This is a genomic window from Lelliottia wanjuensis (assembly GCF_030238365.1).
GTDB lineage: Bacteria > Pseudomonadota > Gammaproteobacteria > Enterobacterales > Enterobacteriaceae > Enterobacter > Enterobacter wanjuensis.
The window spans coordinates 13,735-35,629 of record NZ_JASSOT010000070.1 but is presented as its reverse complement, the minus strand read 5'-3'; the positions used below and the strand labels follow the sequence as shown (position 1 = coordinate 35,629).

Here is a 21,895-nt window from a genome sequence, read left to right as displayed (position 1 = left end):
TAAAGGTTCCTTCGCGAGCCCAAGACAACATAAGAGCTCGCAGGTGAACCCCGGCACGTACACGAGGTGTGCGTGGTAGTTTCTACGGCGAAATAAGCATAAAAATGCTTAAGGGATCACGATGCAGAACGGCGCAATGAAAGCCTGGCTGGACTCTTCTTTCCTCTCTGGTGCAAACCAAAGCTGGATCGAACAGCTCTATGAAGACTTCTTAACCGATCCTGACTCAGTGGACGCTAACTGGCGTTCCATGTTCCAGCAGTTACCTGGCACTGGGGTCAAACCGGATCAATTCCATTCCAAAACACGTGATTATTTCCGTCGTCTGGCGAAGGATGCCTCACGTTACTCTTCCTCGATCTCTGACCCTGACACCAATGTGAAGCAGGTTAAAGTCCTGCAGCTCATCAATGCTTATCGCTTCCGTGGTCACCAGCATGCGAACCTCGATCCGCTGGGACTGTGGAAACAAGAACGTGTGGCGGATCTTGATCCGGCGTATCACGATCTGACCGAGGCAGATTTCCAGGAAAGCTTTAACGTCGGCTCCTTTGCCAGCGGCAAAGACACGATGAAGCTGGGAGAGCTGCTTGAGGCGCTCAAACAAACTTACTGCGGCTCCATCGGCGCCGAGTACATGCACATCACCTCCACCGACGAAAAACGCTGGATCCAGCAGCGCATCGAATCGGTAACCGGCCACGCCAGCTTTAGCGTTGAAGAGAAAAAACGCTTCCTGAGCGAACTGACCGCAGCAGAAGGTCTGGAGCGTTACCTCGGTGCGAAATTCCCGGGTGCAAAACGCTTCTCCCTCGAAGGCGGCGACGCCTTAGTGCCAATGCTGAAAGAGCTGATCCGTCATGCGGGCAACAGCGGCACCCGTGAAGTGGTGCTGGGTATGGCGCACCGTGGTCGTCTGAACGTACTGGTTAACGTGCTGGGTAAAAAACCGCAGGACCTGTTCGACGAATTCGCGGGCAAACATAAAGAACACCTCGGTACCGGTGACGTGAAGTACCACATGGGCTTCTCATCAGATATCGAAACCAACGGTGGCCTTGTCCACCTGGCGCTGGCGTTTAACCCGTCGCACCTGGAGATCGTCAGCCCAGTGGTTATCGGTTCCGTGCGCGCACGTCTGGACAGACTGGACGAGCCAAGCAGCAATAAAGTGCTGCCAATCACCATTCACGGTGATGCGGCGGTGACCGGGCAGGGCGTCGTTCAGGAGACCCTGAACATGTCCAAAGCGCGTGGTTACGAAGTGGGCGGTACCGTTCGCATCGTGATTAACAACCAGGTGGGCTTCACGACCTCTAACCCACTGGATGCGCGCTCCACGCCGTACTGTACTGACATCGGTAAAATGGTGCAGGCGCCGATCTTCCACGTGAACGCGGATGACCCGGAAGCGGTCGCTTTCGTCACCCGTCTGGCGCTGGACTTCCGTAACACCTTCAAACGCGATGTGTTCATCGACCTGTTCTGCTATCGCCGTCACGGCCATAACGAAGCGGACGAGCCGAGTGCAACCCAGCCGCTGATGTACCAGAAAATCAAAAAGCATCCAACGCCGCGTAAAATCTACGCCGACAAACTGGAAGCGGACAAAATCGCGACCCTCGAAGATGCCACCGAGCTGGTTAACCTTTACCGCGACGCGCTGGATGCCGGCGAGTGCGTGGTGAAAGAGCTGCGTCCGATGAACATGCACTCCTTTACCTGGTCGCCGTACCTCAACCACGAGTGGGATGAGAGCTACCCGAACAAGGTCGAGATGAAGCGTCTGCAGGAGCTGGCGAAACGCATCAGCACCGTACCAGAAGCCATCGAGATGCAATCCCGCGTGCAGAAAATCTACTCCGACCGTCAGTCCATGGCGTCCGGTGAGAAGCTGTTCGACTGGGGCGGCGCAGAGAATCTGGCCTACGCAACGCTGGTTGACGAAGGCATTCCGGTGCGTCTGTCCGGTGAAGATGCAGGCCGTGGGACCTTCTTCCACCGTCACGCGGTGATTCACAACCAGACCAACGGTTCCACTTACACTCCGCTGCAGCACGTGCATAACGGTCAGGGCCAGTTCAAGGTCTGGGACTCCGTGCTGTCTGAAGAAGCCGTTCTGGCGTTCGAATACGGCTATGCCACCGCAGAACCTCGCACCCTGACCATCTGGGAAGCGCAGTTCGGTGACTTCGCCAACGGTGCGCAGGTGGTGATCGACCAGTTCATCAGCTCCGGCGAGCAGAAATGGGGCCGTATGTGTGGCCTGGTGATGCTCCTGCCGCACGGCTACGAAGGGCAGGGTCCGGAGCACTCCTCCGCGCGTCTGGAACGTTATCTGCAGCTCTGCGCTGAGCAGAACATGCAGGTTTGCGTGCCATCTACGCCGGCTCAGGTTTACCACATGCTGCGTCGTCAGGCGCTGCGCGGTATGCGTCGTCCGCTGGTGGTGATGTCGCCGAAATCCCTGCTGCGTCATCCGCTGGCGGTGTCCAGCCTCGATGAGCTGGCGAACGGTACCTTCCAGCCCGCGATTGGCGAGATTGATGACCTCGATCCGCAAGGCGTGAAGCGCGTGGTGATGTGTTCTGGTAAGGTTTATTTCGACCTGCTGGAACAGCGCCGCAAGAAAGATCAGAAAGATGTCGCCATCGTGCGTATCGAGCAGCTTTATCCGTTCCCGCATCAGTCGGTGCAGGAAGCGTTGAAACCGTACGCACACGTGCATGATTTTGTCTGGTGCCAGGAAGAGCCGCTCAACCAGGGCGCATGGTACTGCAGCCAGCATCATTTCCGTGATGTGATTCCATTTGGGTCCGCCCTGCGTTACGCAGGTCGCCCGGCCTCCGCCTCTCCGGCGGTAGGGTATATGTCCGTTCACCAGAAGCAACAGCAAGATCTGGTGAATGACGCGCTGAACGTCGAATAATTTAAGGATACAAAATGAGTAGCGTAGATATTCTTGTTCCCGACCTGCCTGAATCCGTCGCTGACGCAACGGTTGCGACCTGGCATAAAAAACCGGGCGATAGCGTTAAGCGCGATGAAGTGCTGGTAGAAATCGAAACTGACAAAGTGGTACTGGAAGTACCGGCATCGGCGGATGGCATTCTGGATGCAGTGCTGGAAGACGAAGGCACCACCGTGACTTCTCGTCAGATCCTCGGCCGCCTGCGTGAAGGCAACAGCGCGGGTAAAGAGTCCAGCGCCAAGTCTGAAAGCAAAGAGTCCACTCCGGCTCAGCGTCAGCAGGCATCTCTGGAAGAACAAACGAATGATGCACTCAGCCCGGCGATCCGTCGCCTGCTGGGTGAACACAATCTCGAAGCCAGCGCCATCAAAGGCACCGGTGTCGGCGGTCGTCTGACCCGTGAAGATGTGGAAAAACATCTGGCGAAAGCGCCGGCTAAAGAAGAAGCCAAAGCACCGGCGGCGGCAGCGCCTGCTGCAGCACAGCCTGCGCTTGGCGCACGCAGTGAAAAACGCGTGCCGATGACTCGCCTGCGTAAGCGTGTGGCTGAGCGTCTGCTGGAAGCGAAAAACTCCACCGCGATGCTGACCACCTTCAACGAAGTCAACATGAAGCCAATCATGGACCTGCGTAAGCAGTACGGTGACGCCTTTGAAAAACGTCACGGTATCCGTCTGGGCTTTATGTCCTTCTACGTGAAAGCGGTGGTTGAAGCGCTGAAACGTTATCCGGAAGTGAATGCCTCTATCGATGGCGAAGATGTGGTGTACCACAACTACTTCGACGTCAGCATGGCGGTCTCCACGCCGCGCGGCCTGGTGACCCCGGTTCTGCGTGACGTTGATACCCTGGGCATGGCGGATATCGAGAAGAAAATCAAAGAGCTGGCGCTGAAAGGCCGCGACGGTAAGCTGACCGTTGAAGACCTGACCGGCGGTAACTTCACCATCACCAACGGTGGTGTATTCGGTTCCCTGATGTCTACCCCAATCATCAACCCGCCGCAGAGCGCGATTCTGGGTATGCATGCCATCAAAGACCGCCCAATGGCGGTTGACGGTAAAGTGGAGATCCTGCCGATGATGTACCTGGCGCTCTCTTACGATCACCGTCTGATTGATGGTCGTGAATCAGTGGGTTATCTGGTGGCGATTAAAGAGCTGCTGGAAGATCCAACGCGTCTGCTGCTGGACGTGTAGTAGTAAGTAGCGCCCGGCGGCACTGCGTTTGCCGGGCCTACCATAGATTCACCTGCCCTGTAGGCCGGGTAAGCGAAGCGCCACCCGGCGCACAAAATCGCACTGCTCTACAGGCTTTATGATAACGATTACCTGAAGGATGGATAGAACACATGAACTTACATGAATATCAGGCCAAACAGCTGTTTGCCCGGTATGGCTTACCGGCTCCGGTGGGTTATGCCTGTACTACCCCACGTGAAGCTGAAGAAGCCGCATCTAAAATTGGTTCCGGCCCTTGGGTAGTTAAGTGTCAGGTTCACGCTGGTGGCCGCGGTAAAGCGGGCGGTGTGAAGGTTGTGAAGAGCAAAGAAGAGATCCGCGCCTTTGCTGAACACTGGCTGGGTAAACGCCTGGTGACCTACCAGACAGACGCGAACGGCCAGCCGGTTAACCAAATCCTGGTGGAAGCCGCGACCGACATCGCAAAAGAGTTGTACCTCGGCGCGGTTGTCGACCGTAGCTCCCGTCGCGTGGTGTTCATGGCATCTACTGAAGGCGGCGTGGAAATCGAAAAAGTGGCGGAAGAGACCCCGCACCTGATCCACAAAGTGGCTATCGATCCGCTGGCAGGCCCAATGCCTTACCAGGGTCGCGAGCTGGCATTCAAACTGGGTCTTGAAGGTAAACTGGTTCAACAGTTCACCAAGATTTTCATGGGCCTGGCGACCATTTTCCTTGAGCGCGATCTGGCGCTGATCGAAATCAACCCGCTGGTCATCACCACTCAGGGCGACCTGATCTGCCTCGACGGCAAACTGGGCGCTGACGGCAACGCCTTGTTCCGCCAGTCCGATCTGCGCGAAATGCGCGATCAGTCTCAGGAAGATCCGCGTGAAGCGCAGGCGGCACAGTGGGAACTGAACTACGTCGCACTCGATGGCAACATCGGCTGCATGGTTAACGGTGCGGGCCTGGCAATGGGCACCATGGACATCGTTAAACTGCACGGCGGCGAGCCGGCAAACTTCCTCGACGTGGGCGGCGGCGCAACTAAAGAGCGCGTAACCGAAGCGTTCAAAATCATCCTCTCTGACGACAATGTGAAAGCCGTTCTGGTTAACATCTTCGGCGGCATCGTGCGTTGCGACCTGATCGCTGACGGCATCATCGGTGCGGTAGAAGAAGTGGGCGTGAACGTCCCGGTTGTGGTTCGTCTGGAAGGGAACAACGCTGAACTCGGCGCGAAAAAACTGGCTGACAGTGGCCTGAATATTATTGCAGCGAAAAGTCTGACGGATGCAGCTCAGCAGGTTGTTGCCGCAGTGGAGGGGAAATAATGTCCGTTTTGATTGATAAGAACACTAAAGTTATCTGCCAGGGCTTCACCGGTAGCCAGGGGACTTTCCACTCCGAACAAGCGATTGCTTACGGTACGCAGATGGTTGGCGGCGTGACGCCAGGTAAAGGCGGCACCACGCACCTGGGCCTGCCGGTGTTCAACACCGTGCGCGAAGCCGTAGAAGCGACCGGCGCCACCGCGACCGTGATCTACGTTCCGGCCCCGTTCTGCAAAGATTCCATTCTGGAAGCGATCGATGCAGGCATCAAACTGATCATCACCATTACCGAAGGCATCCCGACGCTGGATATGCTGACGGTAAAAGTGAAGCTGGACGAAGCGGGCGTGCGCATGATCGGGCCAAACTGCCCGGGCGTGATCACCCCAGGCGAATGCAAAATCGGCATCATGCCAGGCCACATTCACAAGCCAGGCAAAGTGGGCATCGTCTCCCGCTCTGGTACCCTGACTTATGAAGCGGTTAAGCAGACCACCGACTACGGTTTCGGCCAGTCCACCTGCGTGGGCATCGGCGGTGACCCAATCCCTGGCTCTAACTTCATCGATATCCTGAAACTGTTCCAGGAAGATCCGCAGACTGAAGCGATCGTGATGATCGGTGAAATCGGCGGTAGCGCAGAAGAAGAAGCTGCTGCGTACATCAAAGATCACGTCACCAAACCGGTTGTCGGTTACATCGCCGGTGTGACTGCGCCAAAAGGCAAACGTATGGGCCACGCGGGCGCCATCATTGCCGGTGGTAAAGGCACAGCGGATGAGAAATTCGCAGCGCTGGAAGCCGCAGGTGTCAAAACCGTTCGTAGCCTGGCCGATATCGGCGAAGCACTGAGTGCTATCATTAAGTAAATCCTCTCTGCTCCCCGTGAGGGGAGCTTTGACATAATAAATGTCCGTTTCGACATGGTTGGCCGCTGAAAAGCGGCCTTTTTTATGCCTGGTATTCCTGCTGTAATCTTTTATCCGTCACGATGATTTCCCCTTCGCACGCCTCGATACTCACTTCACCTTCGCCGCTTAAATCCGTCACAAACACCCAGCAAACCCGCGTGTCGTGGCTGCGCAAAATCAGGTAATCCAGTTCAGACGTCGAGGGATTGTCCGGCCCTTTGGCCTGAATGATGTGCGCGTTGCTGAGCGAAAAACAGCTGATCGTGACGGGTTTATCAGCCTGATAGCGTAAGTTAGTCTGACCGTTCAGCGGCATTTGCGTGGCCTGGTGGACGTAGGGATAACACAGGCTGATCCCGGTTTGCGGCGTATCCGGCTGGGATTCACCGCGAATCAGATAGATCGCATCCACGCACTGGACGTGCGGGTTCTCGACATCCCAACGGTCGATAAGCAGATTCTCCGTGACCTGCACGCTGCGGCGGAAAACGACATCGCGGTAAGCGTCCTCATCCCACTCTACGCGCGTTTTACTGTCGGGCAGGGCGGCGGGGGATCGCCAGTCCACTTCGGTAATCAGGCACGTAACAGCAGGTGTCTCCTCATACCGAATTACGCGCGGGACGGCGGGCGGCTGGTTCAGCCCGTTCAGGCATAATGTATTGTGTGAAAAAGAGTTTTTGTAGTAGCCGTAGTGCAGCGGCGCACCGTAGCCCGTGGTGCCGAGATCGGGAAATAGCGCTTTACCCCGGTTGAAAACGATCAGGTTCAGACGATCGTAATGATCGTGTTCCCCGCCGTAAGGACCGTGTTTGATACACACCGCCCGTCCGGGCGCGTTTCGGATCAGGGTAAAACCTGCGCCGGGATGGTGCTCGCTGGCGGTCGGAGCTTGCAGGGCGTCAGCAGGCAGCGGTTGGCCGTAAAACAGCGCGTCGATATGATTGCGCGGCGTGGTGCGATAGAGACAGGAGAGCAACTGCCCGTACGCCTCTTCGCCATAATAAAAATACGCGAATTCATAGATATCCGCATGCCCGAGCCGCTCCTGGCCGTTCACACAATCATTCACTTTCGGCAGCGTCATATCCGGGAGCAGGAATTCCATCGGCAGGCTGAGCATCTGCGGATAGAACGGCTGATCCAGCAGGCTAAACGCGCTGTTTTTCGCCAGTTTCTCAAAGGCGAAAAAGGCTTCCAGGGCGTAGTAGTGATAGTGCAGCGAGCCTTCAAACCATAATCCGCCCGGCAGCAGGGCGTGCTCCAGCTGATAGCGCAGGCCGTAAGGGCTGTTAACGGCAAACTCCAGATAAGCATTCTCTTCCAGCACGGTGCCGATGATGCCGACGGTGGCGCTGATCTTCACTTCATGATTGTGGATCTGATTGCTGCGGTGCTGCATTAAAAACTCTGCCCCGCAGCGCAGCAGACGGGTGGCGATGTATTCGTCCTGTTGGGCCGTCAGTTCGCAACGAATCAGATCAAAACCGCGAGCGAAATCGGCATGACAATTCGCTTCGCACAGCGTCTGGGCGTTGGCTTTGCCGGGGCCATTGTAGGGAATACCGCCGTGCTCCTGATAATCGGGATAGTACTTCGCATACTGCATCAGAATATCGATGACTTTATCCCGGTAGCGCGTCTCGCCGGTGAGCAGCCACAGCAGGCTCAGTTCATAGGTTGCTTTCGCATTTAGCCCGTTGAGCCAACGCCACCAGGCACCGTAGTAGGGTTCTCCGGTAAAAACGGCCCCGTCCACGGGGCAGCGATGTTTATTGGGGGAGTGCCGGTTCCACTGCAGACGCACGCTGTGTTGCGGGCAGAAAAAGTAGTGGTTCCAGGTGGCGCAGCCGGTTTCGGGCACCAGCGTGTCGCTGTTGATGATGTCGCGGTTGCCCTCAATCAGCCCGGCGAGGATCGCCGGGGTGACGTTTTGACGGGCGGCGGCAAGTTGTTCTGCGGTAAATTGTTTCACTCTGCACCTGTACCCGATTATTTTACCAGCGGAGAGCCGGGCATTAAGAAGTTGATATTATCGGCATTCTCTTTGCTTAAAACGGCGACGCTCTGCGTAAAGGTGGCATCTTTATAGGCTCGCGCCGCAGCCAGCATCGGACCGGTGGCTTCCTCCGGGGTGTATTTCAACTCTTTGTAAGGCCAGCTGCTGGCCGGTTTGCCAATTTGCCCGCTGATGAAGACAAACGCGCTTTTGGTGGTGCGGCTGTCGAGCCCGAAATTCCACACGTCATTGCCGGTCTGCTCTCCGTAACGCCCCATTCGGCCATAGGCGGCGAGGGCGAAACTGGAGTAATGGAAGGAGCGGGTGCGCTCAAGCTCTGCAGAAAGTTCGCCCTTGCTGTTGATCTGCGAGATCAGATGACGATGCTTAAAGATCTCAATCTGCTCTGTGGCCTGTTTTTTATCTCCGGTGAACAGCGAGAACGCGGTGACCTGGGTGTCGTACCAGGCTCCATGATTGTTGTACCAGTTCGCTTCTTCATGCCCGTTCTGACTGGTTTTCAGCCAGCGAGTGTAGTCAGCGTACCAGCGCTGGTAGCGTTTGAAATCCTGATCCGAAAGAGTTTTCGCGTTGTGTAACAGCACAATGCTGTCGGCGACATCAATCAGCACGCGGGTGTCGATAATGCCAATTCCCCGTCCGTTCACGATGCCCGGAATGGCCTGGGCATAGTTGAGGTTCGGGTTCATCCGGGTTTCTTTGTGCAAGAACCAGGTTTGCAGCTGAGTATTCGCCTTTTGCGCATACTTAGGGTCGCCGCTGTAGAACGCCGCCAGGGCTAACGCGCGGATGTCATCAGAGAAATGGGCCATCCTCTCGCTGTCCGTATCATCGGTTTTGGAGGACGGATTGATATGACCGTCGTCGCGGACGTAGGGGAGGTGGTCTTTGGTGTCCGGGTTTGGCCACCAGTAAGGGCCAAAACTGTAGTAATCGTGTTTGTTGCCGGAGGCGGGTACCAGCTTTTTCTGCGTTACGCTGTACGGCGGATGCTGTAGGGCCGCATCGGCTTTTTTCATCAGCGCCTGAATGGCTGGCGTGTAGGCGGCGTCATTCTGGGCGATCTTCGTTTTGATCTCCAGCATCTGCTGGCAGTCATAAGTCAGGCAGGGATCCGCAGCAGACTGAGCATACAGGGGGGCTGCACACAGCAGGCCGGTGAAACACAGTGTCAGAATTTTCATTTTAATCTCCCTCTTAATAATGCTATTCACGCGACCACAGGTTTCAATGCCGCGGCAGGATTTTTGATGAGTAGCCACAGGAATGCGGCACCAATCAGATCGAAAACGCCCAGGCCAATAAAGAACGCGTTGTAGCCAACCACCGCGACCATCGCGCCGAGGAACAGACTAAACGCAAAGTTGCCCATGCTGCCGGTAAAAGCGGCAAAGCCGGTAGCGGTGGCGACTTTTTGCTTCGGGAAAAGGTCAGACGACATGCTGATCACGGTAATCGACAGACACTGATGGGCAAAGCCGGCGATACAAAACAGCGCAATGGCAGCATAGACGTTTTCGACGTAGCCGACTGCGGCCATGGACACCATCAGCAGTGCCGCGAAGGTAAAGGTGATGCGTTTGGCGTTGATAATGTGTACGCCGCGATTGTTGAGAAACTTCGAGATGTATCCGGCAGCCAGACAGCCCAGGTCCGCCGTCAGGAACGGCAGCCAGGCAAACATCGCGATTTCACTCAGATTCATAAGACGCACGGTGACCAGATACAGCGGCATCCAGTAGTGCAGGGTTCCCCACGCCGGGTCGGCCATAAAGCGCGGGAGTGAAATGGCCCACAGGTTTTTATCTTTGATCATCGAGCTGAGAGTCGCTTTCTCCGTCGTCACGACCAGACTGTTGTCCGCCTGAACTTCGTCATACTCCGCTTTGAGCAGCGCCGGGTGGCTTTCCGGCGATCGATAGCACACCAGCCACAAAATACTCCACAGAATCCCCATCCCGCCGGTGACCACAAACGACATCTCCCAGTTGTAGTTGAGGATCGCCCAGACCACCAGCGGAGGCGCGAGCATCGCTCCGAGGGAAGTGCCGAGACTGTAGATCCCGCAGGCCAGCCCGCGCTCTTTCGCCGGGAACCACTCGGCGGTGACTTTCATCCCCGCCGGGTTAAATGCTGCTTCGGTCAAACCGAGGCCGCCACGCAGGCAGGCTATCGGCAGCCAGCTGCTGAATAGCGCCGTCAGCATGTTGCATAACGACCACAGCGCCGCCAGCACGGCAAAGCTGATGCGCAGGCCAAATTTATCAATGATGAAGCCGCAGGCGATCCCGCCTATGGCGTAGGTGAAGGGAAAGACGGAGACGATCCAGGAGTACTGCTCGCTGGACAAGTTCAGGGTTTTCATCATTTCTGGGGCCGCCACGCCGAGGGTACTGCGTGCCAGGTAGTTGATTATTGTCCCCAGCATGACCAGGGAAATAATGTACCAGCGGAGTTTCTTTATCTTCATTATCGCTTCCATGAGTTGGTTGAAATTTCGTTGTTGTAAAAATGAAATGTAATTTCAATTTATCGTATGGAAAAATTTGATGGTCATAATTGATGAGGGTCACAAATTTAAAAACAGAATAGATAATAAATTATTTAAAAAACATATAGGCGGCATGAATTAGTTTTATTAAATCATTTGCGCAAATGATCTATTTTTTATAAATATAAAAACGAAACGCTATTTCAATAAAAAGTGTGGGATTGATCTTATTTTTAAAAATATGCAGGTGATCTGTTTTTAGTAATGAATATGATGCCTTCCTGTTGTCAACACCGAGTTCAATACGGCAATACGGTTAATAAAATATAAAAGGGATGAATTATGCAAAAGAAATGGCTATGGACATTACTGGCTTGTGTTAGCGCATGCCCGGTGGTTTGTCAGGCGCTGACGTTTGACGTACGGGGCGGCTACAGGGCAGGCAGTCACTCGTATGAATCGCGGTACAAGGTGAGCGAAAGCTGGAAAACGGGCTGGTGGGCCAGTATTGAAACCGATAATAAAAACAATAAGAGTAATGGCCGGGGAGCCAATGGGGGGGATAAATCTGACGGTGCTCATTCATTGGGTGACAGCAAAACCGATTACAATGAAATAGAATCTAATTACACGATTCCGTTATCGGATAAATGGAGTTTCCAGCCCGGTGGCATTTATCACTGGAGCAGTAACGGAACGCAAATACGCCCTTATCTCCGGCTGAATTATAAAATCACTCAGGATTTAAGTACGAGTTTACGTTATCGCTATGATTATAACACCTATGAAACCACGAATAGCGCCGGAGAGTCTCATCGGGATAGCGTTAACCGTCTGGACTTGTATCTGGGCTATAAAATCAATCCTAAGTGGAGTGTGCTCTGGCAGGGAACGATATATAAACATGTTAATGATGATTATAAATATAAGAATGACAAATCCTGGTCAACGGAAAATGCCGTTACGCTGCGTTATAAATGGAACAGCTGGTTTAGCCCGTATGTAGAATATGATTATCTCGACAAACAGGGTTTCTACGAAGGGGAAGGGTGCATTGCTGAGTCGCGCTACCGCATCGGTATGACGTTTACGCTCTAAGCAGCAGCAAAATCTGCCCGGCGGCGGTTGCCGGGCAGGAAGCGCGATGAACATCGGCACTTCTTTCGGCATGAGTCTGCACATGTCATCCCTCAGCAGTACCCAGCCTGACTAAAATTTACACGAACGGACCGGCTAAGACGTTTCGATGATCATTTCGTTAACGTTATAGTTGCGCGATGGTGTTAATTGAAAGCTGGCGTTGGGTGAAATAAATGTTATTTTTGCCTGGGCTATTGCCGTAATGGAAAAAGAAGTCTAAGCCGCTATCCTTAAATGTTTGTCAGCTTTATAAAGCGAGACGACAAGCAACGTTAAAAAAAATCACTGTTGTTTATATCCCATTCCGCATTTGCTAACCATTGCTTCGATCAAATCTACATCTCATTAACATTGCATTTACTATGGCTAATGCATTTAAACACCTTTAACAGATTCAGGCGTTTTTGATTTAAATCAATGTTTAATGCTTGGAAATGCACCCTAAAAGGCGCTAAATTGTCGGCGATCAAACTGGCTGAAAAGTGGTAAATTCGCTATATATTGATCACCGTCGTAAAACGTAAATCTCCTTCAATAAAAACCTGTTTATTGTAAGGGCTTTGCAGCGTATTATATTTGCGGGATCAATTAGAGTTTTTTCTTAACGTATTTGTAACCTTTCGTCATGGCTTTTTCCTCTTTTGAAGAATAAGTCACGAAGAAGGGAAACAGATAACTTTGTATTGGGGCATGTGTGTGAACCCTTTCGAAGGGATTCACTCTCGGAGTCTTCATGCGATGAGCAAGGAGTCATGATGTTAGATATAGTCGAACTGTCGCGCTTACAGTTTGCCTTGACCGCGATGTACCACTTCCTATTTGTGCCACTAACGCTCGGTATGGCGTTCCTGCTGGCCATCATGGAAACGGTCTACGTCCTTTCCGGCAAACAGATTTATAAAGATATGACCAAGTTCTGGGGCAAGTTGTTTGGTATCAACTTTGCACTGGGCGTGGCGACCGGCCTGACCATGGAGTTCCAGTTTGGGACTAACTGGTCTTACTATTCTCACTACGTTGGGGATATCTTCGGTGCGCCGCTGGCCATTGAAGGTCTGATGGCCTTCTTCCTCGAATCCACCTTTGTAGGTCTGTTCTTCTTCGGTTGGGACCGTCTGGGTAAAGTTCAGCACATGGCCGTGACCTGGCTGGTGGCCTTAGGCTCCAACCTGTCCGCACTGTGGATCCTGGTCGCTAACGGCTGGATGCAGAACCCTATCGCGTCTGATTTCAACTTCGAAACCATGCGTATGGAGATGGTCAGCTTTGCCGAGCTGGTCCTGAACCCGGTTGCTCAGGTGAAATTCGTTCACACCGTGGCCTCGGGTTATGTCTGCGGCGCGATGTTCGTGCTGGGCATCAGCTCCTACTATATGCTGCGCGGTCGCGACTTCGCTTTCGCCAAACGCTCCTTTGCTATCGCAGCAAGCTTCGGTATGGCAGCCATCCTGTCTGTTATTGTTCTGGGTGATGAATCCGGTTACGAAATGGGCGACGTGCAGAAAACCAAACTGGCGGCTATCGAAGCGGAATGGGAAACTCAGCCGGCTCCGGCAGCGTTTACTCTGTTTGGTATTCCTGACCAGGATGCGCAGGAAAACCGCTTCGCCATTCAAATCCCTTACGCGCTGGGTATCATCGCCACCCGTTCTGTTGATAAGCAGGTCACTGGCCTGAAAGATCTGATGGTGCAGCACGAAGGGCGTATCCGTAACGGTATGAAAGCTTATGCGCTGCTGGAACAGCTGCGTTCAGGCTCAACCGATCAGGCTGTTCGCGATCAGTTCAATGACGTGAAGAAAGACCTGGGTTACGGTTTGCTGCTTAAACGCTACACGCCGAACGTCTCTGACGCGACTGAAGCACAGATTCAGATGGCGACCAAAGACTCTATTCCTCGCGTGGCTCCGCTGTACTTCGCGTTCCGTATCATGGTCGGTTGCGGCATCCTGATGCTGCTGATTATCGCGGCGTCCTTCTGGTCCGTGATTCGTAACCGTATCGGCCAGAAAAAATGGCTGCTGCGTACCGCGATGTACGGTATTCCATTGCCATGGATTGCGATCGAATCCGGCTGGTTTGTAGCGGAGTATGGCCGTCAGCCATGGGCGATCGGTGAGGTGCTGCCAACGGCAGTGGCTAACTCGTCGCTGACTGCAGGGGATCTGATTTTCTCCATGCTGCTGATTTGCGGTCTGTACACCCTGTTCCTGGTGGCTGAACTGTTCCTGATGTTCAAGTTCGCACGCCTCGGCCCGAGCAGCCTGAAAACCGGTCGCTATCACTACGAGCAGTCCACTGTGACTACTCAGCCGGCACGCTAAGACAGGAGTCGTCAAATGATCGATTATGAAGTATTGCGTTTTATCTGGTGGCTGCTGGTCGGTATCTTACTGATTGGTTTTGCGGTCACTGACGGTTTCGACATGGGGGTGGGCATGCTCACCCGTTTCCTCGGTCGTAATGACACCGAGCGTCGAATCATGATCAACTCCATCGCCCCGCACTGGGACGGTAACCAGGTGTGGCTGATCACCGCGGGCGGCGCACTGTTTGCCGCCTGGCCGATGGTCTACGCGGCTGCGTTCTCCGGCTTCTATGTGGCGATGATTCTGGTGCTGGCATCTTTGTTCTTCCGTCCGGTCGGTTTTGATTACCGCTCCAAAATCGAAGACACCCGCTGGCGCAACATGTGGGACTGGGGCATCTTCATCGGTAGCTTTGTGCCACCGCTGGTGATCGGCGTGGCGTTCGGCAATCTGTTGCAGGGCGTTCCGTTCCACCTCGATGAATACATGCGTCTGTACTACACCGGTAACTTCTTCCAGCTGCTGAACCCGTTTGGTCTTCTGGCAGGTGTGGTGAGCGTCGCGATGATCATCACTCAGGGGGCAACCTATCTGCAGATGCGTACGGTGGGTGAACTGCACCTGCGTTCCCGCGCGACCGCTCAGGTTGCCGCGCTGGTGACGCTGGTCTGCTTCGCGCTGGCCGGTGTGTGGGTGGTTTACGGTATTGACGGCTATGTCGTGACGTCGGCTATCAACCACACTGCGCCCTCTAACCCGCTGACTAAAGAAGTCGCGCGTCAGGCAGGTGCATGGCTGGTGAACTTCAACAATACCCCTGCGCTGTGGGCTATCCCGGCTCTGGGTGTGTTGCTGCCGCTGCTGACCGTGTTGACATCTCGTCTGGAAAAAGGGGCGTGGGCATTCGTCTTCTCCTCACTGACTCTGGCATGCATCATTCTGACCGCGGGCATTGCAATGTTCCCGTTCGTGATGCCTTCCAGCACCATGATGAATGCCAGCCTGACCATGTGGGATGCGACGTCGAGCCAGTTGACGCTTAACCTGATGACGTATGTTGCTTGCGTGTTCGTACCGATCATCCTGCTCTACACCACCTGGTGTTACTGGAAGATGTTCGGTCGTATCACGAAAGAAGACATCGAAAGCAACACTCATTCCCTGTACTAAGTAAGGAGCTGAATATGTGGTATTTCGCATGGATTTTAGGGACGCTTCTTGCCTGTGCATTTGGTGTCATTACCGCGCTGGCGCTCGAACATATCGAAGCGACCAAAACCGGTGAAGAAAAGCACTGATGATGAATGTTATCGTAAAGCGATATACGACAGCATTCGGGCTGCATCGAGGCGGCAAGTCTGAGAATCCCCAGGAGCTGACATTAGTCAGTGACTGGGGTGAGCAGACGCAGCCAACGAAGAGGCAGCCTGAATGATTAAGTATATCTATGCGGTAATGGACAAGCGCCCGTTACGGGCGCTTTCCTTAGTGATGGCACTCTTGCTGGCAGGCTGCATTTTCTGGGACCCGTCGCGCTTTGCGGCGAAGACCAGCGAACTGGAAATCTGGCATGGTTTCTTGATCATGTGGGCAGTTTGCGCGGGCGTCATTCACGGTGTGGGCTTTCGCCCGAAAGCCGTTCACTGGCAAGGTATTTTCTGCCCGCTGGTCGCTGATTTAGTGCTTCTCGCAGGACTTGTTTTTTTCTTTAGCTGAATAAGAACTGTCCGTTAATCTTATGGGCTTACCCGAGCCCATAAAAATTTACTCTCCGTTTACTTTCCCCCATTCCAAACCATCATTCCCGCGCGTATAGTAGCGAAGTTTAAAAGCTCTAAACTTTTGTTGCATTACCGGGATGTAAAGTGAATACAACGCTGTTTCGATGGCCGGTCAGGGTCTATTACGAAGATACCGATGCCGGGGGTGTGGTCTACCACGCCAGCTACGTTGCTTTTTATGAACGGGCACGCACTGAGATGCTGCGCCATCATCACTTCAGTCAGCAGGTTTTGTTGGCTGAACGAGTTGCCTTCGTGGTACGCAAGATGACGCTGGAGTATTTTGCGCCCGCCAGACTCGACGATATGCTCGAAGTCCAAACGGAAATAACATCAATGCGTGGAACCTCACTGGTCTTCACGCAGCGGATCGTCAACGCAGAGAACACAGTACTGAACGAAGCAGAAGTTCTGATTGTTTGTGTTGATCCACTCATCATGAAGCCTCGTGCGCTTCCTAAGTCTATTGTCGCGGAGTTTAAGCAGTGACTGACATGAATATCCTTGATTTGTTCCTGAAGGCTAGCCTTCTGGTTAAACTTATCATGTTGATTTTGATTGGTTTTTCAATCGCATCCTGGGCCATCATCATCCAGAGAACCCGTATTCTTAACGCTGCTGGTCGTGAAGCCGAAGCCTTTGAAGACAAGTTCTGGTCTGGTATTGAGCTTTCTCGTTTGTATCAGGAAAGCCAGGGGCGTCGTGACAACCTCTCAGGCTCCGAACAAATTTTCTATAGCGGTTTCAAAGAGTTCGCTCGCTTGCATCGTGCTAATAATCATGCACCTGAGGCGGTCGTTGAAGGGGCATCGCGTGCCATGCGCATCTCGATGAACCGTGAACTGGAATCCCTTGAAACGCACATTCCGTTCCTTGGCACGGTAGGTTCTATCAGCCCGTATATCGGTCTGTTTGGTACCGTGTGGGGGATCATGCATGCCTTTATCGCACTGGGTGCGGTGAAACAGGCTACGCTGCAAATGGTTGCTCCGGGTATCGCAGAAGCACTGATCGCGACCGCAATCGGTCTGTTCGCTGCTATTCCGGCGGTTATGGCCTATAACCGACTGAACCAGCGCGTGAACAAACTGGAACTGAACTACGACAACTTCATGGAAGAGTTCACGGCGATTCTGCACCGTCAGGCGTTTACCAGCACCGAGAGTAACAAGGGGTAAACCATGGCCAGAGCGCGTGGACGAAATCGTCGCGAACTTAAGTCCGAAATCAATATCGTACCGCTGCTGGACGTATTGCTGGTGCTGCTGCTGATCTTTATGGCGACAGCACCGATTATCACCCAGAGCGTGGAAGTTGATCTGCCGGATGCGACAGAATCACAGGCGGTGAGCAGCAATGATGATCCACCGGTCATTATTGAGGTTTCCGGCGTGGGGCAATACAGCGTTGTGGTCGAGAAAGATCGTATGGATCAGCTGCCGCCAGAGCAGGTTATTGCCGAAGCGCAGCGCCGCCTGGAGTCAAATCCGAAAACGGTCTTCTTAATCGGTGGCGCCAAAGATGTGCCTTACGATGAAATTATTAAAGCGCTGAACTTGCTACATAGCGCGGGTGTTAAGTCGGTAGGCTTGATGACGCAACCGATCTAATCATCTGCACAGTTTTTGGGAACCGATAGTGTCAAAGGCAACCGAACAAAACGACAAGCTTAAGCGAGCGATCATTATCTCCGCGGTGCTGCATGTGATTCTTTTTGCAGTGCTGATCTGGAGTTCGTTCGATGAGCATATTGACGCGTCAGCCGGCGGTGGTGGGGGCTCTTCCATCGACGCCGTCATGGTGGACCCAGGCGCGGTAGTGCAAAACTATAATCGTCAGCAACAGCAGCAGGCGAGTGCAAAACGTGCAGAAGAGCAGCGTGATAAACAGGCGCAACAGCAAGCCGAGGAACTGCGTGAAAAGCAGGCCGCGGAGCAAGAGCGTTTGAAGCAGCTCGAGAAAGAACGTTTGCAGGCGCAAGAAGCGGCGAAAGAGCAGGCTGCCGAACAGAAACAGGCTGAAGCCGCCGCGCAAAAAGCGCAAGAGCAGCAGAAGCAGGCAGAAGAGGCGGCCGCTAAAGCTGCAGCCGATGCCAAGGCAAAAGCAGATGCTCAGGCGAAACAAGCCGCCGATGCGGCGAAGAAAGCCGCCGCCGACGCAGAGAAAAAAGCACAAGCAGAAGCAGCGAAGAAAGCAGCTGCTGACGCACAGAAAAAAGCAGAAGCTGAGGCCGCGAAGAAAGCCGCTCAGGAAGCGGAGAAGAAAGCCGCTGCCGATGCTGCGAAGAAAGCGGCTGCAGCAGAGAAGGCTGCCGCTGAAAAAGCCGCTGCTGCTGAGAAGGCCGCAGCGGACAAAAAAGCCGCTGCCGCTGAAAAGGCTGCTGCAGATAAGAAAGCTGCTGCCGATAAAGCCGCAGCCGCCAAAGCTGCCGCAGCGAAAAAAGCTGCAGCGGAGAAAGCTTCGGCATCCGATGTTGACGATCTTTTCGGTGACCTGAGTTCAGGTAAGAATGCGCCGAAATCGGGCGGTGGGGCGAAAGGAAGCAATGCATCGCCAGCAGGAAGTGGTAACACTAAGAATAACGGCGCTTCAGGCGCTGAAATCAATGGCTATGCCTCGCAGATTAAATCGGCGATTGAAAGTCGATTTTATGATGCTTCATCTTATGCCGGTAAAACGTGTACGCTGCGGATAAAACTGGCACCGGATGGCATGTTACTTGATATTCAGTCCGAAGGTGGCGATCCGGCCCTGTGTACTGCTGCGCTGGCAGCGGCGCGTCAGGCGAAGATGCCAAAACCACCTTCGCAAGCCGTCTATGAAGTCTTTAAAAATGCGCCGCTGGACTTTAAACCTTAAGTCACAATTTCTCCGTGCAAACGGGGAAAAATAGACCAGGTTTAGTCACAGGGTTCTGGTAGTTTTGTCTATTTGAGTTTGTTAACATTCTGCTAAATTATCGCGGGTAAGGTTACCCGGGTAAGGGAGATATGATGAAGCAGGCATTACGTGTTGCAGTAGGTTTCTTTATGCTGTGGGCAGCTTTGCTGCACGCAGAGGTACGCATTGAGATCACCCAAGGGGTGGACTCCGCGCGTCCGATTGGCGTTGTTCCGTTCCAGTGGGCAGGCCCTGGCGCTGCACCTGAAGACGTTGGCGGCATTGTTGCGGCTGACTTGCGTAACAGCGGCAAATTCAATCCATTAGATCGTTCTCGTCTGCCACAGCAGCCGGGTACCGCTCAGGAAGTTCAACCTGCTGCCTGGTCCGCACTGGGTATTGATGCCGTGGTCGTGGGCCAGGTGACTCCGAATCCGGACGGTGGCTACACAGTGGCGTACCAGCTGGTGGATACTGGCGGCGCTCCGGGTACGGTTCTGGCGCAGAACTCGTATAAAGTGAACAAGCAGTGGCTTCGCTACGCAGGTCACACTGCAAGTGATGAAGTGTTCGAGAAGCTGACCGGTATTAAAGGCGCTTTCCGTACCCGTATCGCGTATGTGGTGCAGACCAACGGCGGCCAGTTCCCGTATGAACTGCGCGTCTCTGACTACGACGGTTACAACCAGTTCACCGTTCACCGTTCACCACAGCCGCTGATGTCTCCGGCCTGGTCTCCGGATGGTTCTAAACTGGCTTACGTGACCTTCGAAAGCGGTCGTTCAGCCCTGGTTATCCAGACGCTTGCTAACGGCGCTGTGCGTCAGGTGGCTTCGTTCCCGCGTCACAACGGTGCACCAGCGTTCTCACCGGATGGTTCTAAACTGGCATTTGCTCTGTCTAAAACCGGCAGCCTGAACCTCTACGTGATGGATATCGGCTCAGGCCAGATCCGCCAGGTGACGGATGGTCGTAGCAACAACACTGAGCCAACCTGGTTCCCGGACAGCCAGAACCTCGCGTTCACGTCTGACCAGGCGGGTCGTCCTCAGGTGTATAAAGTGAATGTAAACGGCGGTGCTCCACAGCGTATTACCTGGGAAGGCTCTCAGAACCAGGATGCGGACGTGAGCAGCGACGGTAAATTAATGGTAATGGTCAGCTCCAACGGTGGGCAGCAGCACATTGCCAAACAAGATCTGGTAACGGGTGGCGTGCAAGTTTTATCGTCAACGTTCCTGGATGAAACGCCAAGTCTGGCACCTAACGGCACGATGGTAATCTACAGCTCTTCTCAGGGGATGGGATCTGTGCTGAATCTGGTTTCTACAGATGGGCGTTTCAAAGCGCGTATTCCGGCAACTGATGGACAGGTAAAATCACCTGCCTGGTCGCCGTATCTGTAAATAATAATTAATTGATTACTAAAGGAATCTTAGAAATGCAACTGAACAAAGTGCTGAAGGGGCTGATGATCGCTCTGCCTGTAATGGCAATCGCGGCGTGTTCTTCCAACAAGAATGCAAGCAACGACCAGAGCGGCGAAGGCATGATGGGTGCCGGCACTGGTATGGACGCTAACGGTAACGGCAATATGTCTTCTGAAGAGCAAGCGCGTCTTCAGATGCAGCAGCTGCAGCAGAACAACATTGTTTACTTCGATCTGGACAAGTATGACATCCGTTCTGACTTCGCTGCGATGCTGGATGCGCACGCAAACTTCCTGCGTAGCAACCCATCTTACAAAGTCACCGTAGAAGGTCATGCGGACGAACGTGGTACTCCTGAGTACAACATCTCCCTGGGTGAGCGTCGTGCGAACGCCGTTAAGATGTACCTGCAGGGTAAAGGCGTTTCTGCTGACCAGATCTCCATCGTTTCTTACGGTAAAGAAAAACCTGCAGTACTGGGTCATGACGAAGCGGCTTACTCCAAAAACCGTCGTGCCGTACTGGTTTACTAAGAGAATTGCATGAGCAGTAACTTCAGACATCAACTATTGAGTCTGTCGTTACTGGTTGGAATAGCGGCCCCCTGGGCCGCTTTTGCTCAGGCACCAATCAGTAGTGTCGGCTCCGGCTCGGTCGAAGACCGCGTCACTCAACTCGAGCGTATTTCTAATGCTCACAGTCAGCTTTTAACCCAACTCCAGCAGCAGCTCTCCGATAACCAAAACGATATTGATTCTCTCCGTGGTCAGATCCAGGAAAGTCAGTATCAGTTGAACCAGGTTGTCGAGCGTCAGAAGCAGATCCTGTTGCAGATCGACGGCATGAGCAACGGTGGCGCAGCGGCGCAACCCGCGGCGGGCGATCAGAGTGGGGCGGCGACAGCCACTCCGGCTCCTGCAGCTGATGCGTCAGCCTCCACAGGCGCGCCTGTACAGAGCGGTGACGCGAATACTGACTACAACGCAGCGATTGCCCTGGTGCAGGATAAATCGCGTCAGGACGATGCTATCGCGGCGTTTCAGAACTTCGTGAAAAAGTATCCTGATTCAACGTATCAGCCAAATGCGAACTATTGGCTCGGTCAGTTGAATTACAACAAGGGTAAAAAGGATGATGCGGCGTTTTATTTTGCCTCAGTGGTAAAAAACTACCCAAAATCACCTAAAGCCCCTGATGCCATGTTTAAGGTCGGCGTCATCATGCAGGATAAAGGCGACAGCGCGAAAGCGAAGGCCGTTTATCAGCAGGTGGTCACCAAGTACCCAGGCACCGAAGGTGCGAAACAAGCGCAAAAACGTCTTGGATCGATGGGTTGAGTGTCGCATGACCAGAAATCGCGTTATTTCTGGTCGTGCCGCCTGATTCGTAAGCAGTTAAGTGATCTTCGTCGAAATTTTTGTTGCGCTGAATTCTTAAATCAGTA

The 21,895-nt window shown here is 53.7% G+C and carries 19 protein-coding genes; 16 read left to right on the top strand and 3 right to left on the bottom strand.

The annotated features are described in order from the left end of the window. Positions 1–121: 121 nt before the first annotated feature. The 4 genes from sucA to sucD all read left to right on the top strand — a co-directional run bounded on the left by sucA (position 122) and on the right by sucD (position 6,358). A complete protein-coding gene (gene sucA / locus QQF33_RS21815) occupies positions 122–2,929 on the top strand; it encodes a 2-oxoglutarate dehydrogenase E1 component (RefSeq protein WP_282494099.1) in 2,808 nt (935 codons plus the stop codon). Between the two features lie 14 nt (positions 2,930–2,943). Then, positions 2,944–4,170, top strand: a complete 1,227-nt coding sequence (gene odhB / locus QQF33_RS21810) for a 2-oxoglutarate dehydrogenase complex dihydrolipoyllysine-residue succinyltransferase (RefSeq protein WP_103948364.1) — start codon at positions 2,944–2,946, stop codon at positions 4,168–4,170. Between the two features lie 152 nt (positions 4,171–4,322). Then, positions 4,323–5,489 carry an ADP-forming succinate--CoA ligase subunit beta gene (gene sucC, locus QQF33_RS21805; protein WP_059355295.1) on the top strand — a complete coding sequence of 389 codons (1,167 nt, stop codon included), beginning with the start codon at positions 4,323–4,325 and terminating at the stop codon, positions 5,487–5,489. Continuing rightward, positions 5,489–6,358, top strand: a complete 870-nt coding sequence (gene sucD, locus QQF33_RS21800; RefSeq protein ID WP_095281274.1) for a succinate--CoA ligase subunit alpha — start codon at positions 5,489–5,491, stop codon at positions 6,356–6,358. The genes sucC and sucD overlap by 1 nt, the downstream gene beginning before the upstream one ends. An 82-nt stretch (positions 6,359–6,440) precedes the next feature. Here sucD and QQF33_RS21795 read toward each other — a convergent pair whose 3' ends face one another. Genes QQF33_RS21795 through QQF33_RS21785 form a run of 3 tightly spaced genes read right to left on the bottom strand, consistent with a single transcriptional unit; the run spans position 6,441 to position 10,890 of the window. Beyond that, positions 6,441–8,375, bottom strand: a complete 1,935-nt coding sequence (locus QQF33_RS21795) for a heparinase II/III domain-containing protein (protein ID WP_285158589.1) — start codon at positions 8,373–8,375, stop codon at positions 6,441–6,443. 17 nt (positions 8,376–8,392) lie between these two features. After that, positions 8,393–9,604, bottom strand: a complete 1,212-nt coding sequence (locus tag QQF33_RS21790; protein ID WP_285158588.1) for an alginate lyase family protein — start codon at positions 9,602–9,604, stop codon at positions 8,393–8,395. 26 nt (positions 9,605–9,630) lie between these two features. Next, positions 9,631–10,890 (bottom strand): MFS transporter, encoded by a 1,260-nt coding sequence (locus tag QQF33_RS21785; protein ID WP_285158587.1) that lies wholly within the window; start codon positions 10,888–10,890, stop codon positions 9,631–9,633. A 363-nt stretch (positions 10,891–11,253) separates the two neighbouring features. Here QQF33_RS21785 and QQF33_RS21780 point away from each other — a divergent pair, with 363 nt between their 5' ends. From QQF33_RS21780 to cpoB, 12 genes are all read left to right on the top strand, one after another. After that, positions 11,254–12,009 carry an oligogalacturonate-specific porin KdgM family protein gene (locus QQF33_RS21780; RefSeq protein WP_285158586.1) on the top strand — a complete coding sequence of 252 codons (756 nt, stop codon included), beginning with the start codon at positions 11,254–11,256 and terminating at the stop codon, positions 12,007–12,009. Positions 12,010–12,806: 797 nt separating this feature from the next. After that, entirely contained in the window at positions 12,807–14,375 is a 1,569-nt protein-coding gene (gene cydA / locus QQF33_RS21775; RefSeq protein ID WP_095281278.1) for a cytochrome ubiquinol oxidase subunit I, read from the top strand. A 15-nt stretch (positions 14,376–14,390) separates the two neighbouring features. Continuing rightward, the gene (cydB, locus tag QQF33_RS21770) at positions 14,391–15,530 is read left to right on the top strand and encodes a cytochrome d ubiquinol oxidase subunit II (protein WP_282494094.1); all 1,140 of its coding nucleotides are present in this window, start codon (positions 14,391–14,393) and stop codon (positions 15,528–15,530) included. A gap of 14 nt (positions 15,531–15,544) precedes the next feature. Next, entirely contained in the window at positions 15,545–15,658 is a 114-nt protein-coding gene (gene cydX, locus QQF33_RS21765) for a cytochrome bd-I oxidase subunit CydX (protein ID WP_095281280.1), read from the top strand. A gap of 133 nt (positions 15,659–15,791) precedes the next feature. Continuing rightward, complete coding sequence (gene ybgE / locus QQF33_RS21760; RefSeq protein ID WP_390888486.1) at positions 15,792–16,076, top strand: cyd operon protein YbgE; 285 nt, start codon at positions 15,792–15,794, stop codon at positions 16,074–16,076. Between the two features lie 149 nt (positions 16,077–16,225). Continuing rightward, positions 16,226–16,630 carry a tol-pal system-associated acyl-CoA thioesterase gene (gene ybgC / locus QQF33_RS21755; protein WP_032617092.1) on the top strand — a complete coding sequence of 135 codons (405 nt, stop codon included), beginning with the start codon at positions 16,226–16,228 and terminating at the stop codon, positions 16,628–16,630. Further along, complete coding sequence (gene tolQ, locus QQF33_RS21750; protein ID WP_100777167.1) at positions 16,627–17,319, top strand: Tol-Pal system protein TolQ; 693 nt, start codon at positions 16,627–16,629, stop codon at positions 17,317–17,319. Before ybgC ends, tolQ begins: the two co-directional genes overlap by 4 nt. Positions 17,320–17,322: 3 nt before the next feature. Continuing rightward, positions 17,323–17,751, top strand: a complete 429-nt coding sequence (tolR, locus tag QQF33_RS21745) for a colicin uptake protein TolR (RefSeq protein WP_095281284.1) — start codon at positions 17,323–17,325, stop codon at positions 17,749–17,751. Between the two features lie 28 nt (positions 17,752–17,779). Then, positions 17,780–19,000 carry a cell envelope integrity protein TolA gene (gene tolA / locus QQF33_RS21740; protein ID WP_285158585.1) on the top strand — a complete coding sequence of 407 codons (1,221 nt, stop codon included), beginning with the start codon at positions 17,780–17,782 and terminating at the stop codon, positions 18,998–19,000. 134 nt (positions 19,001–19,134) lie between these two features. Continuing rightward, complete coding sequence (gene tolB / locus QQF33_RS21735) at positions 19,135–20,427, top strand: Tol-Pal system beta propeller repeat protein TolB (protein ID WP_285158584.1); 1,293 nt, start codon at positions 19,135–19,137, stop codon at positions 20,425–20,427. A 35-nt stretch (positions 20,428–20,462) separates the two neighbouring features. Next, positions 20,463–20,984 carry a peptidoglycan-associated lipoprotein Pal gene (pal, locus tag QQF33_RS21730; protein ID WP_003858578.1) on the top strand — a complete coding sequence of 174 codons (522 nt, stop codon included), beginning with the start codon at positions 20,463–20,465 and terminating at the stop codon, positions 20,982–20,984. 9 nt (positions 20,985–20,993) lie between these two features. Next, positions 20,994–21,788 (top strand): cell division protein CpoB, encoded by a 795-nt coding sequence (gene cpoB, locus QQF33_RS21725; protein ID WP_282494091.1) that lies wholly within the window; start codon positions 20,994–20,996, stop codon positions 21,786–21,788. Positions 21,789–21,895 lie beyond the last annotated feature (107 nt).

Excerpts from the sequence above, each read along its gene's own strand:
- sucA (WP_282494099.1), top strand. The coding sequence starts at position 122 with ATGCAGAACGGCGCAATGAAAGCCTGGCTGGACTCTTCTTTCCTCTCT.
- odhB (WP_103948364.1), top strand. The coding sequence starts at position 2,944 with ATGAGTAGCGTAGATATTCTTGTTCCCGACCTGCCTGAATCCGTCGCT.
- sucC (WP_059355295.1), top strand. The coding sequence starts at position 4,323 with ATGAACTTACATGAATATCAGGCCAAACAGCTGTTTGCCCGGTATGGC.
- sucD (WP_095281274.1), top strand. The coding sequence starts at position 5,489 with ATGTCCGTTTTGATTGATAAGAACACTAAAGTTATCTGCCAGGGCTTC.
- QQF33_RS21790 (WP_285158588.1), bottom strand. The coding sequence starts at position 9,604 with ATGAAAATTCTGACACTGTGTTTCACCGGCCTGCTGTGTGCAGCCCCC.
- QQF33_RS21785 (WP_285158587.1), bottom strand. The coding sequence starts at position 10,890 with ATGAAGATAAAGAAACTCCGCTGGTACATTATTTCCCTGGTCATGCTG.
- QQF33_RS21780 (WP_285158586.1), top strand. The coding sequence starts at position 11,254 with ATGCAAAAGAAATGGCTATGGACATTACTGGCTTGTGTTAGCGCATGC.
- cydA (WP_095281278.1), top strand. The coding sequence starts at position 12,807 with ATGTTAGATATAGTCGAACTGTCGCGCTTACAGTTTGCCTTGACCGCG.
- cydB (WP_282494094.1), top strand. The coding sequence starts at position 14,391 with ATGATCGATTATGAAGTATTGCGTTTTATCTGGTGGCTGCTGGTCGGT.
- cydX (WP_095281280.1), top strand. The coding sequence starts at position 15,545 with ATGTGGTATTTCGCATGGATTTTAGGGACGCTTCTTGCCTGTGCATTT.
- ybgE (WP_390888486.1), top strand. The coding sequence starts at position 15,792 with ATGATTAAGTATATCTATGCGGTAATGGACAAGCGCCCGTTACGGGCG.
- tolR (WP_095281284.1), top strand. The coding sequence starts at position 17,323 with ATGGCCAGAGCGCGTGGACGAAATCGTCGCGAACTTAAGTCCGAAATC.
- tolB (WP_285158584.1), top strand. The coding sequence starts at position 19,135 with ATGAAGCAGGCATTACGTGTTGCAGTAGGTTTCTTTATGCTGTGGGCA.
- pal (WP_003858578.1), top strand. The coding sequence starts at position 20,463 with ATGCAACTGAACAAAGTGCTGAAGGGGCTGATGATCGCTCTGCCTGTA.
- cpoB (WP_282494091.1), top strand. The coding sequence starts at position 20,994 with ATGAGCAGTAACTTCAGACATCAACTATTGAGTCTGTCGTTACTGGTT.